The sequence below is a fragment of the Collimonas sp. OK412 genome, from assembly GCF_900112135.1.
Lineage (GTDB): Bacteria > Pseudomonadota > Gammaproteobacteria > Burkholderiales > Burkholderiaceae_D > Collimonas > Collimonas rhizosphaerae.
Genome location: NZ_FOLC01000007.1, coordinates 123,382 through 141,199, shown reverse-complemented (window position 1 = coordinate 141,199; position 17,818 = coordinate 123,382). Strand labels below are relative to the sequence as shown.

At 60.2% G+C, this 17,818-nt stretch carries 18 protein-coding genes; 8 read left to right on the top strand and 10 right to left on the bottom strand.

Annotated elements, in window-relative coordinates; translation table 11 throughout:
- Positions 1-121: 121 nt before the first annotated feature.
- The 4 genes from BM062_RS10025 to BM062_RS10010 all read right to left on the bottom strand — a co-directional run bounded on the left by BM062_RS10025 (position 122) and on the right by BM062_RS10010 (position 4,618).
- Positions 122-1,072 carry an ion transporter gene (locus BM062_RS10025; protein WP_254785027.1) on the bottom strand — a complete coding sequence of 317 codons (951 nt, stop codon included), beginning with the start codon at positions 1,070-1,072 and terminating at the stop codon, positions 122-124.
- Between the two features lie 225 nt (positions 1,073-1,297).
- Complete coding sequence (ilvC, locus tag BM062_RS10020) at positions 1,298-2,314, bottom strand: ketol-acid reductoisomerase (protein WP_061942400.1); 1,017 nt, start codon at positions 2,312-2,314, stop codon at positions 1,298-1,300.
- An 82-nt stretch (positions 2,315-2,396) separates the two neighbouring features.
- Entirely contained in the window at positions 2,397-2,888 is a 492-nt protein-coding gene (gene ilvN / locus BM062_RS10015) for an acetolactate synthase small subunit (RefSeq protein WP_014005248.1), read from the bottom strand.
- 2 nt (positions 2,889-2,890) lie between these two features.
- The gene (locus BM062_RS10010; protein ID WP_092396338.1) at positions 2,891-4,618 is read right to left on the bottom strand and encodes an acetolactate synthase 3 catalytic subunit; all 1,728 of its coding nucleotides are present in this window, start codon (positions 4,616-4,618) and stop codon (positions 2,891-2,893) included.
- 623 nt (positions 4,619-5,241) lie between these two features.
- Here BM062_RS10010 and BM062_RS10000 point away from each other — a divergent pair.
- The 4 genes from BM062_RS10000 to BM062_RS09985 are packed head-to-tail and all read left to right on the top strand — an operon-like array spanning position 5,242 to position 7,488.
- Entirely contained in the window at positions 5,242-5,811 is a 570-nt protein-coding gene (locus tag BM062_RS10000) for an RNA polymerase sigma factor (RefSeq protein ID WP_092396334.1), read from the top strand.
- Positions 5,808-6,218 (top strand): DUF3619 family protein, encoded by a 411-nt coding sequence (locus tag BM062_RS09995; protein ID WP_092396332.1) that lies wholly within the window; start codon positions 5,808-5,810, stop codon positions 6,216-6,218. Before BM062_RS10000 ends, BM062_RS09995 begins: the two co-directional genes overlap by 4 nt.
- Positions 6,215-6,934: a DUF3106 domain-containing protein gene (locus tag BM062_RS09990; RefSeq protein ID WP_092396330.1), complete on the top strand. Its 720-nt coding sequence runs from the start codon at positions 6,215-6,217 to the stop codon at positions 6,932-6,934. Before BM062_RS09995 ends, BM062_RS09990 begins: the two co-directional genes overlap by 4 nt.
- 5 nt (positions 6,935-6,939) lie before the next feature.
- A complete protein-coding gene (locus BM062_RS09985; RefSeq protein WP_092396328.1) occupies positions 6,940-7,488 on the top strand; it encodes an RDD family protein in 549 nt (182 codons plus the stop codon).
- Here the strand turns inward: BM062_RS09985 and BM062_RS09980 are convergent.
- Entirely contained in the window at positions 7,485-8,336 is an 852-nt protein-coding gene (locus BM062_RS09980) for a ferritin-like domain-containing protein (RefSeq protein ID WP_092396326.1), read from the bottom strand. The genes BM062_RS09985 and BM062_RS09980 overlap by 4 nt on opposite strands.
- Positions 8,337-8,441: 105 nt before the next feature.
- Between BM062_RS09980 and BM062_RS09975 the strand changes: the two genes are divergently transcribed.
- Both BM062_RS09975 and hslO read left to right on the top strand, forming a co-directional pair.
- Complete coding sequence (locus BM062_RS09975) at positions 8,442-8,966, top strand: gamma carbonic anhydrase family protein (RefSeq protein ID WP_092396324.1); 525 nt, start codon at positions 8,442-8,444, stop codon at positions 8,964-8,966.
- A gap of 52 nt (positions 8,967-9,018) precedes the next feature.
- Positions 9,019-9,981, top strand: coding sequence for an Hsp33 family molecular chaperone HslO (hslO, locus tag BM062_RS09970; RefSeq protein ID WP_175500949.1), 963 nt, complete (start codon positions 9,019-9,021; stop codon positions 9,979-9,981).
- Between the two features lie 58 nt (positions 9,982-10,039).
- Here hslO and ftsB read toward each other — a convergent pair whose 3' ends face one another.
- The 5 genes from ftsB to BM062_RS26125 form a co-directional block, all read right to left on the bottom strand.
- A complete protein-coding gene (ftsB, locus tag BM062_RS09965; protein ID WP_092396320.1) occupies positions 10,040-10,414 on the bottom strand; it encodes a cell division protein FtsB in 375 nt (124 codons plus the stop codon).
- A 68-nt stretch (positions 10,415-10,482) separates the two neighbouring features.
- Complete coding sequence (eno, locus tag BM062_RS09960; protein WP_092396318.1) at positions 10,483-11,766, bottom strand: phosphopyruvate hydratase; 1,284 nt, start codon at positions 11,764-11,766, stop codon at positions 10,483-10,485.
- A 202-nt stretch (positions 11,767-11,968) separates the two neighbouring features.
- Complete coding sequence (gene kdsA / locus BM062_RS09955) at positions 11,969-12,823, bottom strand: 3-deoxy-8-phosphooctulonate synthase (RefSeq protein ID WP_092396316.1); 855 nt, start codon at positions 12,821-12,823, stop codon at positions 11,969-11,971.
- Positions 12,824-12,832: 9 nt separating this feature from the next.
- Positions 12,833-14,488, bottom strand: a complete 1,656-nt coding sequence (locus BM062_RS09950) for a CTP synthase (RefSeq protein WP_092396314.1) — start codon at positions 14,486-14,488, stop codon at positions 12,833-12,835.
- Positions 14,489-14,526: 38 nt separating this feature from the next.
- Positions 14,527-14,649 carry a hypothetical protein gene (locus BM062_RS26125; protein WP_256381569.1) on the bottom strand — a complete coding sequence of 41 codons (123 nt, stop codon included), beginning with the start codon at positions 14,647-14,649 and terminating at the stop codon, positions 14,527-14,529.
- A gap of 118 nt (positions 14,650-14,767) precedes the next feature.
- Between BM062_RS26125 and BM062_RS09945 the strand changes: the two genes are divergently transcribed.
- A complete protein-coding gene (locus BM062_RS09945) occupies positions 14,768-16,180 on the top strand; it encodes an MFS transporter (protein ID WP_092396312.1) in 1,413 nt (470 codons plus the stop codon).
- A 140-nt stretch (positions 16,181-16,320) separates the two neighbouring features.
- Positions 16,321-17,808, top strand: coding sequence for an efflux transporter outer membrane subunit (locus tag BM062_RS09940; RefSeq protein WP_092396310.1), 1,488 nt, complete (start codon positions 16,321-16,323; stop codon positions 17,806-17,808).
- The last annotated feature ends 10 nt before the right edge of the window (positions 17,809-17,818 follow it).

Sequence of the window (17,818 nt, the reverse complement as noted above, 5' to 3'; positions counted from 1 at the left end):
TGCGCCCCAAAGACTATCAATTACAGACCAACCTTCGAGTGTGTTCTGTCGAATTAGTTCGCTGACAATATTGCCTGCAGTTGGCGGCAAACGCAAGATCGCAAAAAGCCGTGGCGCAGCCTTATTTTTCCGGCGGATCCTGGTGCACATTACGGCCCATGCGGCCTCTGAATTCCGCCAGCGTGCTGAACGGATCGGCGCCGGCTGCGGCGGCATCGTATTGATAGGGCTCCAGCTTCTCGCCGCAGTGTTTGCAAAACAGGGAATCGGCTTCATGCCCTTCGGTCAGGCAATGGGTGCAGGTGCGGGTAGTCGGCGTGCCCTTCATCATGGTCATCGCCAGTTCCACGCCGACGATCCCGGTCGGCAAGGCGATGATGCCGTAGCCCAGCAGCATGGCGCAGGAAGTAATCAGCTGGCCCATCGGCGTTTTCGGATGGATGTCGCCATAGCCGGTGGTGGTGAGCGTCACAATCGACCAGTACATGCCGACCGGGATGCTGGTAAAGCCGTTTTCCGGCCCTTCGATCACATACATGATGGTGCCCAGGATCACGCTCATGATCAGCACCACGCCGAGGAACACCAGTATCTTGTGGCGGCTGTTGCGCAGCGCCTGCAGCAGGATCTGCGATTCGTCGAAATAGCGCGGCAGCTTCAGCACGCGGAATACGCGCAGCATGCGCAGCAGGCGGACATCGATCAGGAAATGGAATTCCGGCAGCAGGATCGCCAGGTAGGTCGGCAGGATCGATATCAGGTCGATGATGCCGAACAGGCTGAGGGCGTAGCGCAAGGGGTGCTTGACGCACAGCAGGCGCACCACATACTCGACGGTGAACAAGATGGTGAACAGCCATTCGAGGATATTCAGCGCCAGCAAATCGCGCGAACGCACGGCGCCGACGCTGTCGATGATCACGGTCGCGACGCTGAGCACGATGACGATCAGCAAGGCGGTGTCGAAGCGGCGCCCGGCGGCGGTGTCGGCTTCGAAAATAATCGTGTACAGCCGTTCTCGCCAGCCGCGGTCGGGCTTGCCGAATTTGCTGCCGATTGTGTTAGTTGCCATATTGCCCAGGAAAGTTACTCGATTGGTGATGCCACAATCTAAACAATGTATGGTTACCGGTCAAGAAAGCAAAAAGGACGGCCAAGCCGTCCTTTTTGCATCATATCAATGAAGAGCGATTAGTTCTTCGATTGATCAACCATCTTGGTCTTTTTTGATCCAAGGCAGGCAAGCGCATGCAGGCGCTTGCTGCATGATGCCTGCCCTCAAAACATAAAGCCCTGATTAGTTCTTCGACTGATCAACCATCTTGTTCTTTTTGATCCATGGCATCATGCCGCGCAGTTGTTCGCCAACCTGTTCGATCTGATGTTCAGCCGTGATGCGGCGACGGGAAATCAGGGTCGGCGCGCCAGCCTTGTTTTCCAGGATGAAGCTCTTCGCGTATTCGCCGGTCTGGATGTCTTTCAGGCACTGGCGCATGGCGTTCTTGGTATCTTCGGTAACGATGCGCGGGCCGGTGACATATTCGCCGTATTCAGCATTGTTGGAGATCGAATAGTTCATGTTGGCGATGCCGCCTTCATAGATCAGGTCGACGATCAGCTTCAGTTCGTGCAGGCACTCGAAGTAAGCCATTTCAGGCGCGTAGCCGGCTTCCACCAAGGTTTCAAAACCAGCCTTGATCAATTCCACCGCACCACCGCACAGCACGGCTTGTTCGCCGAACAGGTCGGTCTCGGTTTCTTCGCGGAAGTTGGTTTCGATGATGCCGGCACGGCCGCCGCCATTGGCGGTTGCATACGACAAGGCGATGTCGCGGGCGCTGCCGGACTTGTCTTGATAGACAGCGATCAGGTGCGGTACGCCGCCACCTTGGGTGTAGGTTGCACGGACAGTGTGGCCTGGCGCCTTAGGAGCGATCATGATCACGTCCAGGTCGGCGCGCGGCACGACTTGGCCGTAGTGCACGTTGAAGCCGTGGGCGAATGCCAGCGTCGCGCCTTGCTTGGCGAACGGCGCGACGTTTTCCGCATAAACCTGGGCGATGTTTTCGTCCGGCAGCAAGATCATGATGACGTCAGCGGCTTTCACCGCATCGTTGACTTCAGCCACATTCAGGCCTGCGTTCTTTGCCTTGTCCCACGAGGCGCCGCCCTTGCGCAGGCCGACTGTGACCTTGACGCCGGAATCGTTCAGGTTTTGTGCGTGGGCATGGCCCTGCGAACCGTAACCGATGATGGCAACATTCTTGCCTTTGATCAGGGAGAGGTCGCTGTCTTTGTCGTAGAAAACTTTCATTTTTGATCCTATATAGGTAATTTGATGTGAATTTTGCTTTAAAACGCGCTGGACGCTCCAGCGCGATGACTGCTTATTTTATTTAAACTTTGAGGATGCGCTCGCCGCGGCCGATGCCCGAGCCGCCGGTACGGACGGTTTCCAGGATCGCCGCGCGGTCGATCGAATCGATGAACGCATCCAGCTTGCCCTTGTTGCCTGTCAGTTCCAGGGTATAGGACTTGTCGGTGACGTCGATGATGCGGCCGCGGAAAATGTCCGCGGTGCGCTTCATTTCTTCACGTTCCTTGCCGACTGCGCGCACCTTGATCAGCATCAGTTCGCGTTCGATATGTGCGCCTTCGGTCAGGTCGACCACTTTGACGACTTCAATCAGACGGTTCAGGTGCTTGGTGATCTGTTCGATCACGTCATCCGAACCGCTTGTCACGATGGTCATGCGTGACAAGGTGGCATCTTCGGTCGGTGCGACCGTCAATGTCTCGATGTTGTAGCCACGGGCGGAAAACAGGCCGACCACGCGCGACAGGGCGCCCGCTTCATTTTCCAGCAGTACAGAAACGATGTGTCGCATGATTACAGATCCTCCGAACCGAGCAGCATTTCAGTCAAGCCCTTGCCCGCCTTGACCATAGGCCAGACGTTTTCGGTTTGATCCGTAATGAAATTCATGAATACCAGGCGATCCTTCATGCCGAACGCCTCTTTCAGCGCGCCGTCGACGTCGCCCGGCTTTTCGATCTTCATGCCGACGTGGCCGAAGGACTCCGCCAGCTTGGTGAAATCCGGCAGCGAATCCATGTAGGACTCGGAATAGCGCGAACCGTAATCGATCTGCTGCCATTGCCGGACCATGCCGAGGAAACGGTTGTTGAGCAGGATGATCTTCGGCGTCAGGTGATATTGCTTGCAGGTAGCCAGTTCCTGGATGCACATCTGGATCGATGCTTCGCCGGTGATGCAGGCCACGGTCGAACCCGGGTTGGCCATCTGCACGCCCATTGCGTACGGCAAGCCGACACCCATGGTGCCGAGGCCGCCGGAATTGATCCAGCGGCGCGGCTTGTCGAAGCCGTAGTACTGGGCCGCCCACATCTGGTGCTGGCCGACGTCGGAGGTGATGAACGCGTCGCCGTCGGTGATCTGCCATACCTTCTGCACCACGGACTGCGGCTTGATCACTTCGTTGGAATCGGCAAACTTGAGGCACTCGCGACCGCGCCAGTCGTTGATCTGCTTCCACCAGTTGGACAAGGCCGGCGCATTCGGCCGGGTCTCTGCGGCATCCAGTTGCGCCAGCAGTTCCTGCAGCACATCCTTGACGTTGCCGACGATAGGGATATCGACCTTGACGCGCTTGGAAATCGACGATGGGTCGATATCGATATGGATGATCTTGCGCGAGACCGAGGTGAAATTCTTCGGATTGCCGATCACACGGTCGTCAAAGCGGGCGCCGATGGCGATCAGCACATCGCTGTTCTGCATCGCCATGTTGGCTTCATAAGTGCCGTGCATGCCGGGCATGCCGACAAACTTGTCGCTGGACGACTTGTAGCCGCCGAGGCCCATCAAGGTCGTGGTGCATGGGTAGCCCAGGCGGTCCACCAGCTTGTTCAGCTCAGGCGAGGCATTCGCCAGGATCACGCCGCCGCCGGCGTAGATCATCGGCCGTTCCGCGCTCAGCAGCAGTTGCACCGCCTTGCGGATCTGGCCCGAGTGGCCTTTGTCGACAGGTTTGTAGGAACGCATTTCGACTTCCTTCGGATAGTCGAAAACGTGGCGGTGCATGGAGATGTCTTTAGGGATATCCACCAATACCGGGCCGGGACGGCCGGTTCTGGCGATAAAGAAAGCTTTCTTGATGGTCGACGCCAGGTCCTTGACATCCTTGACCAGGAAGTTGTGCTTGACGCAGGGACGGGTGATGCCGACCGTGTCGCATTCCTGGAACGCATCCTCGCCGATCGCATACGACGGCACCTGGCCCGAGATCACCACCATCGGGATCGAGTCCATGTAGGCCGTGGCCAGGCCGGTCACCGCATTGGTGACGCCGGGGCCGGACGTGACGATGGCCACGCCAACCTTGTTCGAACTGCGGGAATAGGCATCGGCTGCGTGAATCGCAGCTTGCTCATGACGTACCAGGATATGCTGGAATTTTTCTTGCTGGAATATGGCGTCGTAGATGTACAGCACTGCGCCGCCGGGATAACCGAACACGTGTTCGACACCCTCTTCCGCCAGGCAGCGCACGAGAATTTCCGCGCCGGTAACAGGCAGGTTTGTATCTTTGCTCATGATGACTAGATCCTTTCAAGGTCCATTGGAAATTGATCGGATGCTCTTTCCTGACGAAATGGCGCAGCGTACCAGTGCCACGGCGTCCCTTTTTTGTGCGATCACGTCATTCCGTTGCGTAGCCGTAGATACGATTCAAAATGGCGCTAAACGCTACTCGTTCGGCCGAAAATTCTGATTACGCCGTTGCCTGTTTCTCGCGCTTGTGGCACGGGTTGGAGCAAACAGCTTACAAATGTGAAGCATGCCTGTCCGTTGAACAACATCTTGAGTCGTCAGCGAAAAGGCTGGCACTCCAGGGTTCTGAAGTGGATAGCTACCATAATGCGTAGTTTCATTCCGGTCAAGCCAAATTACATGAAATCCAAGTTAAATCGTGTCTTTTGCAGTAGATTTGCCCACAAACCCCGCCTTTTTTGCTAGCATTCGGCCAGTCTGGAAATTAATCGCAAGCCATCGTAATGAAGGCAAGGCGAACCGCGATTTCCAGGCACAGGCCAAGGGCGGCTAGCGTAAACCAGTCAACACCGGGGCCTCCCTGCCTGTGACTGTGTTCCGGCCGCATAACAGAATTTTGAGAATCTTGAATCAGCAGTAGTGTATGACCCAATCCGCCGCGATGCATGGCCACCGATAAAGAACTTTCCGATTTCCTTGAAAACGTAGAACGCCGGGCTTTCAAGCAGGCGGTCTACGCCGTCCGCAAAGACGAATCCGCGCTGGACATTGTCCAGGACGCGATGATCAAGCTGGCGGAAAAATACGGCGACAAACCCGCAGCCGAGCTGCCGATGCTGTTCCAGCGCATCTTGCAGAACACGATCCATGACTATTTCCGCAGGGAAAAAGTACGCAACACCTGGGTCAGCCTGTTTTCCAGCATGGGGCGCAACAACGCCAATGACGAGGATTACGACGTCCTCGAGACCTTCGAATCGGATGAAGATTCGCAAGCGACCGAATCCAGCGCCAACAAGCTGGAACGTGAGCAAATTCTCAACATCATCGACGAAGAAGTACAGAAGCTGCCGCCGCGTCAACGAGAAGCCTTCCTGATGCGTTATTGGGAGGACATGGATGTTGCCGAGACCGCGGCCGCAATGGGATGCTCGGAAGGCAGCGTGAAAACGCACTGCTCTCGTGCAACGCACGCCCTGGCGCTATCGCTCAAGGCCAAAGGAATCAGTTTATGAACCACAAACAAATCAATTTCGCTTTCAAGGTGCGGCACGCACTGAATGAAAACCTGGACAATTTGCCGGCCCCGACCGCCGACCGCCTGGCGGCTGCCCGCAAGGCGGCCATGGCACGCAAGAAAAAAGATGCGCCGACCCGCGTCCTGGCGCGCCAAGGCGTGCTGGCGGGCCACGCCGGCAGCTTTTTCGGCAACCGCCTGTCCTGGCTGACGCGGCTCGGCGTCGCTGCGCCTATCCTGGTCGGCATGGTGCTGTTGTCGGGCCTGTACCAATATGAACAGCAACACCGGATCGCCGCCACCGCCGACATCGACGCTGCCGTGCTGTCGGACGAATTGCCGCCGTCGGCCTACCTGGATAACGGCTTTAGCGCCTATCTCGCCCAACAGCAGCAAGACCAATGACGCCAACCTCCTCTTCCAAGCCAGGCATGCTGAGCAGCCGCCGCAAGCGCCTGATCGGCGCCGCCTGCGCACTGCTGGTGAGCGGCGGCGCGGCGCTGGCGGTGCTGGGGCCGTTCACATCGACCCAGGCTGCGGCACAGCCTGCAGCTGCACAGCCGGCTGTCGTCAGTGTCAAGCCGGCCCCGCTCCCCCCTCCAAAAATGACCAAGGTGGTAGGCATCACCGCGCCTAACTGGAATGAATTGAGCGCTGTCCAGCAGCATGTGCTGGAGCCGCTGGCAGGCGACTGGAACAAGCTGAAGCCGGCTACCCGCAAGAAATGGCTGGAAATCAGCAACCGCTACGCCAGCATGACGCCGGCTGAGCAGGAGAGGCTGCAGGCCCGGATGCGCGGCTGGGTAACATTGACTCCCGAACAACGCCGTATCGCGCGCGAGAATTATGCCCGCGCCAACAAGCTCGATACCGAGCAACGGGCCTTGCGCTGGCAGCAGTACCAGCAATTGTCGGAACAGCAAAAGAAAGAACTGGCCGAACAAGCCGCGCCGAACCACAAGCGGGTAACCACCATGCCGCCGGCCAAACTGAACAAGCCTAAACCTGCCGCGCCAGCCAGCCTGACGCCGGCGGCCAGCCAGGAACAGACTGCCGTGGTCGCTCCTGCGGCGGCGACGGCGCCAGGCCCGAGCCCGGTACTGGCGCCAACCGCGAAATAAGCATTTTGGATCCTTCCGCTACCAGCGCGCTCCCCAGCCAGCAGCAAACGCCATCGCTGAAACGCCGTTTCGGCAGCATCATGTATGAATCCATGCTGCTGTTCGGCATCCTGTTCATTTCCGGCTGGATTTTTTCCACCTTGCTGCAGCAGCGCCACGCGCTATACCTGCGGCACGCCCAGCAAGCCTGGCTGTTCCTTGTGCTGACCCTGTATTTCGTCTGGTGCTGGAGCCACGGCGGACAAACGCTCGCCATGAAAACCTGGCGCATCCAGCTGGTCAACCGAGACGGCAGCGCAGTCAAGGCCGGCCGCGCCGCCATCCGCTTCCTGCTCAGCTGGTGCTGGTTCCTGCCCGGGCTGGCGCTGGCGTGGGCGTTAGGCGCGCATACCTGGATGCTGGTCTGGATCCCGGCCGCGAATTTCCTGCTGTGGGCGATGACCGTTTACCTCGATCCGCAGCGCCAGTTCCTGCACGACCGCATCGCCGGCACCAAGCTGGTCAATATGGCGGAAATCGCCAAGCGTCCCGGCAAACACAAGTGGTATCACTAGGCCGGACGCCTGCTTAGCCCCTGCTCCATCTCCTGCAGCAAGACCTGCAATTCTGCGTCGGAAAAACCCGCCGCCCTCCTCGCCTCCAGATTGAACGGCCCGCGCAGCTGCGGCGCCTTGTGCCGCACGGCCAGGGCGGCGAATGTCGCCAGCGGCTCCAATCCGCGCGCCTGGCACAGCCAGCCATACCAGCGGTTGCCGATCGCCACATGGCCGATCTCGTCGCGCAGGATGATGTCTATGATGGCAGCCGCCTGTTCGTCGCCGGCCTGCGCCAGCTTGGCGCGGGTGCGCGGCGACGCATCCAGGCCGCGCGCCTCCATCAGGCGCGGCACCAGCGCCATCCTGGCCAGGATGTCATGGCTGGTCTTCTCGGTCAGCTCCCACAAGCTGTCATGCGCCGCGAAATCACCGTAGACAAACCCGAGGCTGCGCAAATGCCTTGCCAGCAGGCTAAAGTGATAAGCTTCTTCCTTGGCCACACGCAGCCAGTCGGCATAATAATCATGCGGCATGCCGGCGAAGCGCCAGATCGCATCGAGCGCCAGGTTGATGGCATTGAATTCGATATGCGCCAGGGCGTGGATCATGGCGGCACGCCCTTCCACAGTGGCCATGGAGCGATGCTTGACCTCGCGCGGCGGGACCAGCAGCGGCTGCGGCGGACGTCCCGGTATGCCCAGGGCCGGACGCAATTCAGACTCGCTGTCCAGCGCCATGGCGGCATTCTCCCAGGCCGTCGCCATCGCCTCGACGCCGGCGACCTTGGCAGCGACATCTGCCTCGCACAAACAGTGCAAGGCAGCGCTACGCAAGTCGGCTGGCGCGGCAAAGAGTGAATGGTTCATGTTGACAGCGGTAAAATGGCGCTACGGTTGAAAAATCGCGACTTGGACCTATCTACAGGAATTGAATCAGGGCCATGCCCGGCAACCAGCATTTTACGGAAATTTATGGCCATCTACCAATTGGGCGAACATGCCCCCGATATCGACCCTTCTGCGTACATTGCGCCTTCCGCCAACCTGATCGGCAAGGTCAGGATTGAAGCCGACGCCAGCGTCTGGTTCGGGGTCAACATCCGCGGCGACAACGAGCTGATCACGGTCGGCCAGGGCAGCAACGTGCAGGAGAGCTGCACATTGCATACCGACATGGGTTTTCCGCTGACGCTGGGCAAGAACGTGACGGTCGGCCACCAGGCAATGTTGCACGGATGCACGATTGGCGACGGCGCCTTGATCGGGATCCAGGCGGTGATCCTGAACGGCGCCAAGATCGGCAAGAACTGCCTGGTCGGCGCCGGTGCGCTGGTTACCGAAGGCAAGCAATTCCCGGACAACTCGCTGATCATCGGCAGCCCGGCCAAAGCCGTGCGCACCCTGAGCGAGCAGGACGTGGCGGCGCTGGCCGGCAACGCCAGGCACTACATAGAACGCGGACAAGAGTACAAGAACGGCCTGAAGCAAATCGGGTAACAATCGAGCAACAAGCAGCAGCAATCAAGCAATAAATCAGCGGATAAAAAATATGGACGTAACAAAGATGACGGATGCAGGCGATGCGCATGGCGATTCGCTGCAAAAATTCATGGTGGAGAATGCCGCCGTGCGCGGCGAGCTGGTGGAGTTGTCCTCCACCTGGCGGCAGGTGCTGGCGCACCGCCACTACCCGGCACCGGTGAAGACCTTGCTGGGCGAGATGATGGCGGCAGCGGCGCTGCTGTCGGCCAACCTGAAATTCAACGGCGTCATCGTCATGCAGATCCATGGCGACGGCCCGATCCGGCTGCTGGTGGTCGAATGCGATTCGCAGCTGCAGATGCGCGCCACCGCCAAGCTGGCGCCAGACGCGGTGATCGATCTCGACGCCAGCATGCCGCAGCTGGTCAACCTGAACGGCCAGGGACGCTTTGCCATCACGCTAGACCCGCAGGACAAGATGCCGGGCCAGCAGGCTTACCAGGGCATCGTGCCGCTGGACGGGGAGAATGTCGCGACTGTCATTGAAAACTACATGCTGCGTTCGGAACAGCTCGACACCAAGCTGTGGCTGGCCGCCGACGACAAGGTCGCACGCGGCCTGCTGCTGCAAAAACTGCCGAATCACGGCGGCATCGACGTCCCGGTCAACGATGAGCTGGAAACATGGAACCGCTTCCTGGCGCTGGGCGGCACCTTGCGCCCTGAAGAAATGCTGTCGACCGACATCCAGACTTTGCTGCGCCGCTTGTTCTGGGAAGAAACCATCCGTGTTTTCGAACCGCAGCAGCCAAGCTTCCAGTGCAACTGTTCACGTGAAAAAGTCGGCAACATGCTGAAGATGCTGGGCCAGCCCGAAATCGAAGAAGCGCTCGCCGACCTCGGCAAGCTGGCGGTAGACTGCGATTTCTGCGGCCAGCATTATGAGTTCGACAAAGTCGATTGCGCGCATCTGTTTGCCAGCGCGGCGCCGGTTGAAGCGCTGCTGCCTGCCGGCAGCAGCAAACATTAAGAATCAAGTGGGGACCGGGGCGCTGCAACTGCATGGGCGCCCTGCCGGTTGAGGGATATCAGCGTTCTGGTTTCTTTTCCGTCGGCACCGCGACCGCTACGGTCTTTTCTACCGCCGTCAATGCGGCATTGGGCGGCGCCGGCGCATCGGCCGGATTGCCGTTCGGATCGAGGATCTGGATAAAGATCTCGTCCTGCTTGATCATGCCCAGCTCGGTGCGCGCCCGTTCTTCGACCGCGCCGGTGCCTTCTTTCAAATCGTGTACTTCCGAATCCAGCTTGGCGTTGCGGGCTTTCAATTCGTCGATCTTGTCATGCGCCGCATGCACTTGCTGGTCCATGTCCCAGACGCGCAGCCAGCCCCCCTTGCCTAGCCACAGTGGGTACTGGACCAGTATCAGCAAGGCAGTCAGGAAAATGGCAATCAGGCGCATCGTTTCGGGCTTGGTTCTACTGTCTTATATGTAAATCGGGGCGGACACTGATGCCCACCCCGGCTTGATTACTTCAGATTATAAAACGCGCCGCGCCCAGGATAGCTGGCGATGTCGCCCAGGTCTTCTTCAATACGCAGCAGCTGGTTGTACTTCGCCATGCGGTCCGAACGCGACATCGAACCGGTCTTGATCTGCAAGGCGTTCATGCCAACCGCGATATCCGCAATGGTCGAATCTTCAGTCTCGCCCGAACGGTGCGAGATCACCGCGGTGTAGCCGGCGCGCTTGGCCATTTCGATCGCAGCAAACGTTTCGGTCAGGGTGCCGATCTGGTTGATCTTGATCAGGATCGAGTTGGCGATGTCTTTCTCGATGCCTTCCTTCAGGATCTTGGTGTTGGTGACGAACAGGTCGTCGCCTACCAGCTGGATCTTCTTGCCGAGTGTTTCGGTCAGCAGTTTCCAGCCGTCCCAGTCGTTTTCCGCCATGCCGTCTTCGATGCTGATGATCGGGTACTTGTCGCACCACGACGCCAGCAGGCCGGTGAACTGGGCGCCGGTCAGGGTCATGTTTTCGCCGGCCAGCACATAGCTGCCGTCTTTGTAGAATTCGCTGGCGGCGCAATCCAGGCCGAGGGCGATCTGGGTGCCTGGCTCGTAGCCTGCGGCTTCGATCGCCTGGATGATCAGCTTCAGCGCTTCTTCGTGGCTGGCCAGGTTAGGCGCAAAGCCGCCTTCATCGCCGACCGCGGTCGACAGGCCCTTGTCGTGCAGGATTTTCTTCAGCGCGTGGAACACTTCGGCGCCGTAACGCAGCGCTTCGCGGAAGCTCGGTGCGCCAACCGGGATGATCATGAATTCCTGGATATCCAGGTTGTTGTCGGCATGTTCGCCGCCGTTGATGACGTTCATCATCGGCACCGGCATCTGCATCGCGCCGCTGCCGCCGAAATAACGGTACAGCGGCAGGCCGGCTTCTTCAGCTGCGGCCTTGGCCACCGCCATCGATACCGCCAGCATGGCGTTGGCGCCCAGGCGGCCTTTGTTTTCGGTGCCGTCGAGATCGATCAGGGTACGGTCCAGGAACGCTTGTTCGCTGGCGTCCAGGCCCATGATGGCTTCGGAAATTTCAGTGTTGATATGCTCGCAGGCTTTCAAAACGCCCTTGCCGCCGTAACGGCTCTTGTCACCGTCGCGCAGTTCGATCGCTTCGCGCGAACCGGTGGAGGCGCCGGACGGCACGGCCGCACGGCCCATGACGCCGGATTCCAGCAGGACGTCGCATTCGACTGTCGGATTACCGCGCGAATCAATGATTTCGCGGCCAATGATGTCAACGATTGCACTCATGTATTTCCCTATCAGATAAAAATATTTGCGGGACAGAGCCACCCGGGTAGGGTTTAAGAGCCACCGCAGCGTGGCGAATTACACTCCCCGTGCGGCTCTGTCCCCAACTAATCAGATACAACGTCTAAATTTCAACGAACATGCATTTCGGAGAACGCGCGAACACGGCTGTAGCGTGAAGCATCACATCGTCCTCAAGCAATCAACCGAAATTGCTTTCGATAAAGCCATTCTTTTTGACGACCCGGTCCAGGTCTATCATGGTCGACAACAATTCTTTGATACGGTTCAGCGGCACCGCATTCGGTCCGTCCGATTTGGCTTCGGCAGGGTTCGGATGGGTTTCCATGAACACACCCGCCACGCCCACTGCGATAGCAGCGCGCGCCAGCACCGGCACGAATTCGCGCTGGCCGCCGGATGTGCTGCCCTGGCCGCCTGGCAGCTGCACCGAGTGGGTGGCGTCGAACACCACCGGGCAACCGGTTTCGCGCATGATCGCCAGCGAACGCATGTCGGACACCAGGTTGTTGTAGCCAAACGAAGCGCCGCGCTCGCAGGCCATGAAATTGTCTTCAGGCAGGCCGGCTTCGCGGGCGGCGGAGCGCGCCTTGGCGATGACGTTGATCATGTCGTGCGGCGCCAGGAACTGGCCCTTCTTGATATTCACCGGCTTGCCCGACTGGGCGCAAGCGTTGATGAAATCGGTCTGGCGGCACAGGAAAGCCGGTGTCTGCAAAACATCGACCACTGCTGCCACCGGCTCGATTTCATAGATTTCATGGATATCGGTCAACACCGGCACGCCGATTTGCGCTTTGACTTCAGCCAGGATCTCCAGCCCTTTTTCCATGCCGAGGCCGCGGAAAGAAGAACCGGAAGAACGGTTCGCCTTGTCGAAAGACGACTTGTAGATGAAGTTGATGCCCAGTTCGCTGGTGATCTCTTTCAGTTTTCCGGCAGTGTCGAGCGCCATCTGGCGCGACTCGATCACGCACGGACCGGCGATCAGGAAAAACGGCTGATCCAGGCCGATGTCAAAGCCACAAAGTTTCATGTTCTTTCCTTACGCTGCAGTTGCAGTATTAGCTTGCTTGTGCGCCAGCGCAGCCTTGATGAACGAAATAAACAAGGGATGGCCATCGCGCGGAGTCGATTTGAATTCCGGGTGATACTGGACGCCGACATACCACGGATGGGCATTCTCGCCGGTGCGCGGCAATTCCATGATTTCACACAGGTCTTCAGTCGGGGTGCGGGCCGACACCACCAGGCCGGCCGCTTCGATCCGGTCCAGGTAATGGTTGTTGGCTTCGTAGCGATGACGATGGCGTTCGGTCACGGTCGGGCCGTAGACTTCGGCGGCCAGGGTGTCCGGCTTGACATCGCAGGTCTGCGCGCCCAGGCGCATGGTGCCGCCCAGGTCGGAATTGACGTCGCGCAGCTCTACCTTGCCGTCGTGATTCTGCCATTCGGTGATCAAGGCCACTACCGGCTGGTCGGTCTGCGCATCGAATTCGGTTGAATTGGCGTGCGGCAGGCCGGCCTTGTTACGCGCATATTCGAGCAGTGCGACTTGCATGCCGAGGCAGATACCCAGGTAAGGGATCTTGTTTTCGCGGGCGAAACGCGCCGCCGCGATCTTGCCTTCGACGCCGCGCTTGCCGAAACCGCCCGGCACCAGGATCGCATCGTACTTGGCCAAGGCACCGGTGCCGCTGGCTTCAATTTCTTCGGAGTCCAGGTATTCAATATTGACCCGGCTGCCGGTATGGATGCCGGCGTGGCGCAATGCTTCGGTCAGCGACTTGTAGGATTCGGTCAGGTCGACATATTTGCCGACCATGCCGATGGTGACTTCGTAGGTTGGATTTTCCAGCGCGTGCACCAGCTTGGTCCAGACCGAGAGGTCAGCAGGCTTGGGCGACAGGCCCAGCTTTTCGCAGACAATCGCGTCCAGCCCCTGGTCGTGCAGCATCTGTGGAATCTTGTAGATGGTGTCGGCGTCCCACACCGAAATCACGGCGTCGCCCTGGACGTTGGAGAACAGGGAAATCTTGGCCCGTTCGTCATCCGGGATCGGACGGTCGGCGCGGCACAGCAAGGCGTCCGGCGAAATACCGATTTCGCGCAGTTTCTGCACGCTGTGCTGGGTCGGCTTGGTCTTCAGCTCGCCGGCCGACACCAGGTAAGGCACCAGCGTCAGGTGGACGAAAGCCGCAGCCTTGCGGCCTGCGCGCAGGCTCAGCTGGCGCGCAGCTTCAAGGAAAGGCAAGGATTCGATATCACCGACGGTGCCGCCGATTTCCACCAGCGCCACGTCGAAACCTTCGGCGCCGCGATAGATGTAATCCTGGATCTCGTTGGTGATATGCGGAATAACCTGCACCGTCTTGCCCAGGTACTCGCCGCGGCGTTCCTTGCGGATCACCGATTCGTAGATCTGGCCGGTAGTGAAGTTATTCACCTTCTTCATCTTGGCCGTAATGAAGCGCTCATAGTGGCCGAGGTCGAGATCGGTCTCTGCGCCATCGTCGGTCACGAACACTTCGCCGTGCTGGAACGGGCTCATGGTGCCTGGATCGACGTTGATGTACGGATCAAGTTTAAGAAGGGTGACTTTAAGGCCGCGCGATTCCAAAATCGCGGCGAGAGAGGCGGCTGCAATCCCTTTACCAAGGGAAGAGACAACGCCGCCGGTAACAAATACAAACTTAGTCATTACGGAAGGTGCCGAACGGCACATGCGGGAAATTCGAATTATACATCAAACAGGCGCCGCGGCAGCCGCCGGCGATCTGAAAAATAACGCCTTTTTGCCGGCCGCCCCACGATCGCCCGGCCGGCGGGCAGGCCCAGCGTCTGCGTGGAATTGCGCTTCATGTGATAATTCGCGGCTTCCGCCCCGCCCAATCAATGCTTTCCTCATTCTATTGTCGCCCGTGCCTATCTCGCCATTATTTCAACCAAGTGTTGCGCCAAAGCCGCGCCGCCTCGCTGCATGAGTCGGCTGTTCGGCGACCTGCCCGAGGATGACGGCCTGCCCGGCGCGGCGCGCCGGGTAGCGATCATCGTCATGATCCTCGGCACCAGCATGACCGTGCTGGACGGCTCCATTGTCAACGTCGCGCTGCCCATGATCGCGCGCAGCTTGCAGGTCGACCCGGCTGCCGCGGTCTGGATCGCCAACGCCTACATACTTGCCGGCGCCATGACCATGGTCACTTTCGCCTCGCTGGGCGAAGTGCTGGGCTTTCGCCGTGTATATATGAGCGGCATCCTGGTGTTCACCCTGGCCTCGCTGGGCTGCGCCCTGTCGCCGTCGCTGGCGATGCTGAACGGTATGCGATTCTTGCAAGGCGTCGGCGGCGCTGCCGCCATGAGCATCGGGCCGGCGCTCTACCGCAATATCTTCCCGACCCGCCTGCTGGGCGCGGCGCTTGGCATCAACGCCTTGGTGGTGGCCTCCTCCACCGCTGCCGGGCCGGCCATCGGCGGCCTGATGCTGTCGGTGCTGAGTTGGCAATGGCTGTTTGCGGTGAACGTGCCGATCGGCATCCTCACCCTGCTGCTGGCGCGCCGTGTGCTGCCGCGCGATCCGGGCCGCGGCGGCCGCTTCGATGCGCTCGGCGCCCTGCTCTCGGCGCTGGCCCTGGGCGCCATCGTCATGGCGGTCGACGGCTTGTCGCGCCACGACAGCTGGACTCAGGAGTTGCTGCTTGGCGGGATCGCCTTGGCATCGGTGGTTTTGTTTATCATTAGACAACGATGGTATTCCGCACCGCTGCTGCCGCTTGACATTTTTGCATCGCAACGCTTTTCGATGGCAGTCGCCACTTCGCTCTGCTCTTTTGTCGGGCAAGGAATTGCCTTTATTGCACTACCGTTCCTGTTCCAGGGCGCATATGGCTTCAGCCCGCTGCTGTCGGCCGCCCTGTTCACACCGTGGCCGGTGGCGATCGCCATCACCGCGCCGATCGCCGGGCGCCTGGCCGACCGCTATTCGGCCTCGCTGCTGTCGACCTGCGGCCTGCTGGTGCTGACGCTGGGCCTGGTGCTGCTGGCCTGCCTGGGCGCGCACGCATCGGTGCCGGACATCCTGTGGCGCGCCTTCGTCTGCGGGCTCGGCTTCGGTTTTTTCCAGAGCCCCAACAATCGCGAAATGCTGAGCAACGCGTCGCGCGCACGCAGCGGCACCGCTTCCGGCGTGCTGGCGATTGCCCGCACCTTCGGCCAGTCGCTCGGCGCCGCACTGGTCGCGGTAGTGCTGGCGGCGACCAGCATCGCCCAGGCCGCGGCTGACACCGCCCAGATCGACGCCAGCGCAGTCCACATGTCCTTATGGCTGGCGGCCAGCGCCACCTTGCTTGCGACCATCATCAGCGCATTGCGCATCAAACACGGGCGAAACTGACAGAATTGTCATATTAGCGACAGCGTCCCGTACCGCAGCAAGCTATAAAGTGTTTCCAAATACTGTCCGATGCTGCGCTTGTTGTTGACCTGCACATCGGATATTTCATCCGATGTGCCGAACGTGTCAGCTCAGGACTCATGAATTTTCCCCCTCCCCCAAGAACTTTCTCAGCCGCCGTCATGGCTGCCGCGGTGGCGTTTGCGCTGGCAGGCTGCGCAGTCGGCCCCGATTACGTGCGCCCTGCCATGGACGTGCCCGCCGCCTATAAAGAGACCGGTCCGTGGAAACAGGCGCAGCCGCAACAGATAGACAGCAGCAACTGGTGGGAAGTCTATGGCGACGCCACCCTGAACGGCCTGATACAGCAAGCCAACCAGGCCAACCAGAACATCCGCGTGGCAGAGGCCCAGTATCGCCAGGCGCGTGCCGCCGGCGACGCGGCGCGCGCCGGCTTCTGGCCGACGGCGGGCGTCAGCGCCGGGGTAGACCGTTCGCGCAGCAACACCAGTGGCGTCAAAATCGGCAACAGCTACAACGCCGGCCTGCAAGGCAGCTGGGAGCCCGACATCTGGGGCAGCGTGCGGCGCTCGGTGGAAGCCGGCGACGCCGGCAGCCAGGCCAGCGCAGCCGACCTGGCTGCCGCCCGCCTCAGCATCCAGGCGACCCTGGCGCAAGACTACCTGCAACTGCGCATCACCGACCTGCTGAAAGATTTGTATGCGCGCACCACGGCTGCCTACGCCCGTTCGCTGCAGCTGACCCAAAGCCAGTATGCCGCCGGCGTGGCGCTGCGCTCCGACGTGGCGCTGGCCGAAAGCCAGCTGAAAACCGCGGAAGCGCAAGCCATCGACCTGCAGGCGCAGCGCAGCCAGCTGGAGCATGCAATCGCCATCCTGACCGGCAAGGCGCCTTCCGGATTCAACCTGGCGGCGTTGCCGGCCGACACGCAAATGCTGAGCAAGATGCAGGCAGGCTTGCCGCCGGTCCCGGCCGGCCTGCCATCCGACCTGCTGGAACGCCGGCCCGACATCGCCAGCGCCGAACGCCATGTGGCGCAGGCGAACGCCAATATCGGCGTCGCCAAGTCGGCCTTTTTCCCGGCGCTGACCCTGAGCGCCAGCGGCGGCTTCAATGGCGCCAGCCTGGCCCAGTGGTTCGACACGCCCAGCCGGGTCTGGTCGCTCGGCGCGGCGCTGGCCGAAACCATTTTCGACGGCGGCCTGCGGCGCGCGCATAGCGACCAGGCCATCGCCGCCTACGACGCCGCGGTAGCGCAATACAAGCAAACCGTGCTGGGCGGCTTCCAGGAAGTGGAAGACAACCTGGCCACGCTCAATGTCCTGGACCAGGAAGCGATCGCCCAGAAGCAGGCGGTGCAAGCTTCGCAACTGGCGGAACGGCTGGCGCTGAGCCAGTATCGCGCCGGCACCGCGACTTACCTGGCCGTGGTCACCGCGCAAACCCTTGCCCTGAGCAACGAGCGCACCCTGGTGCAGCTGCTGGGACGCCAGCTGCTGGCGAGCGTAGCGCTGATCAAGGCCGTTGGCGGCGGCTGGGATGCCAGCCGGCTGAACGGCGACCAGGCGCAAAACGATACGCAGCACACAAACAAAACGACAGATTAATTCCGCGAGC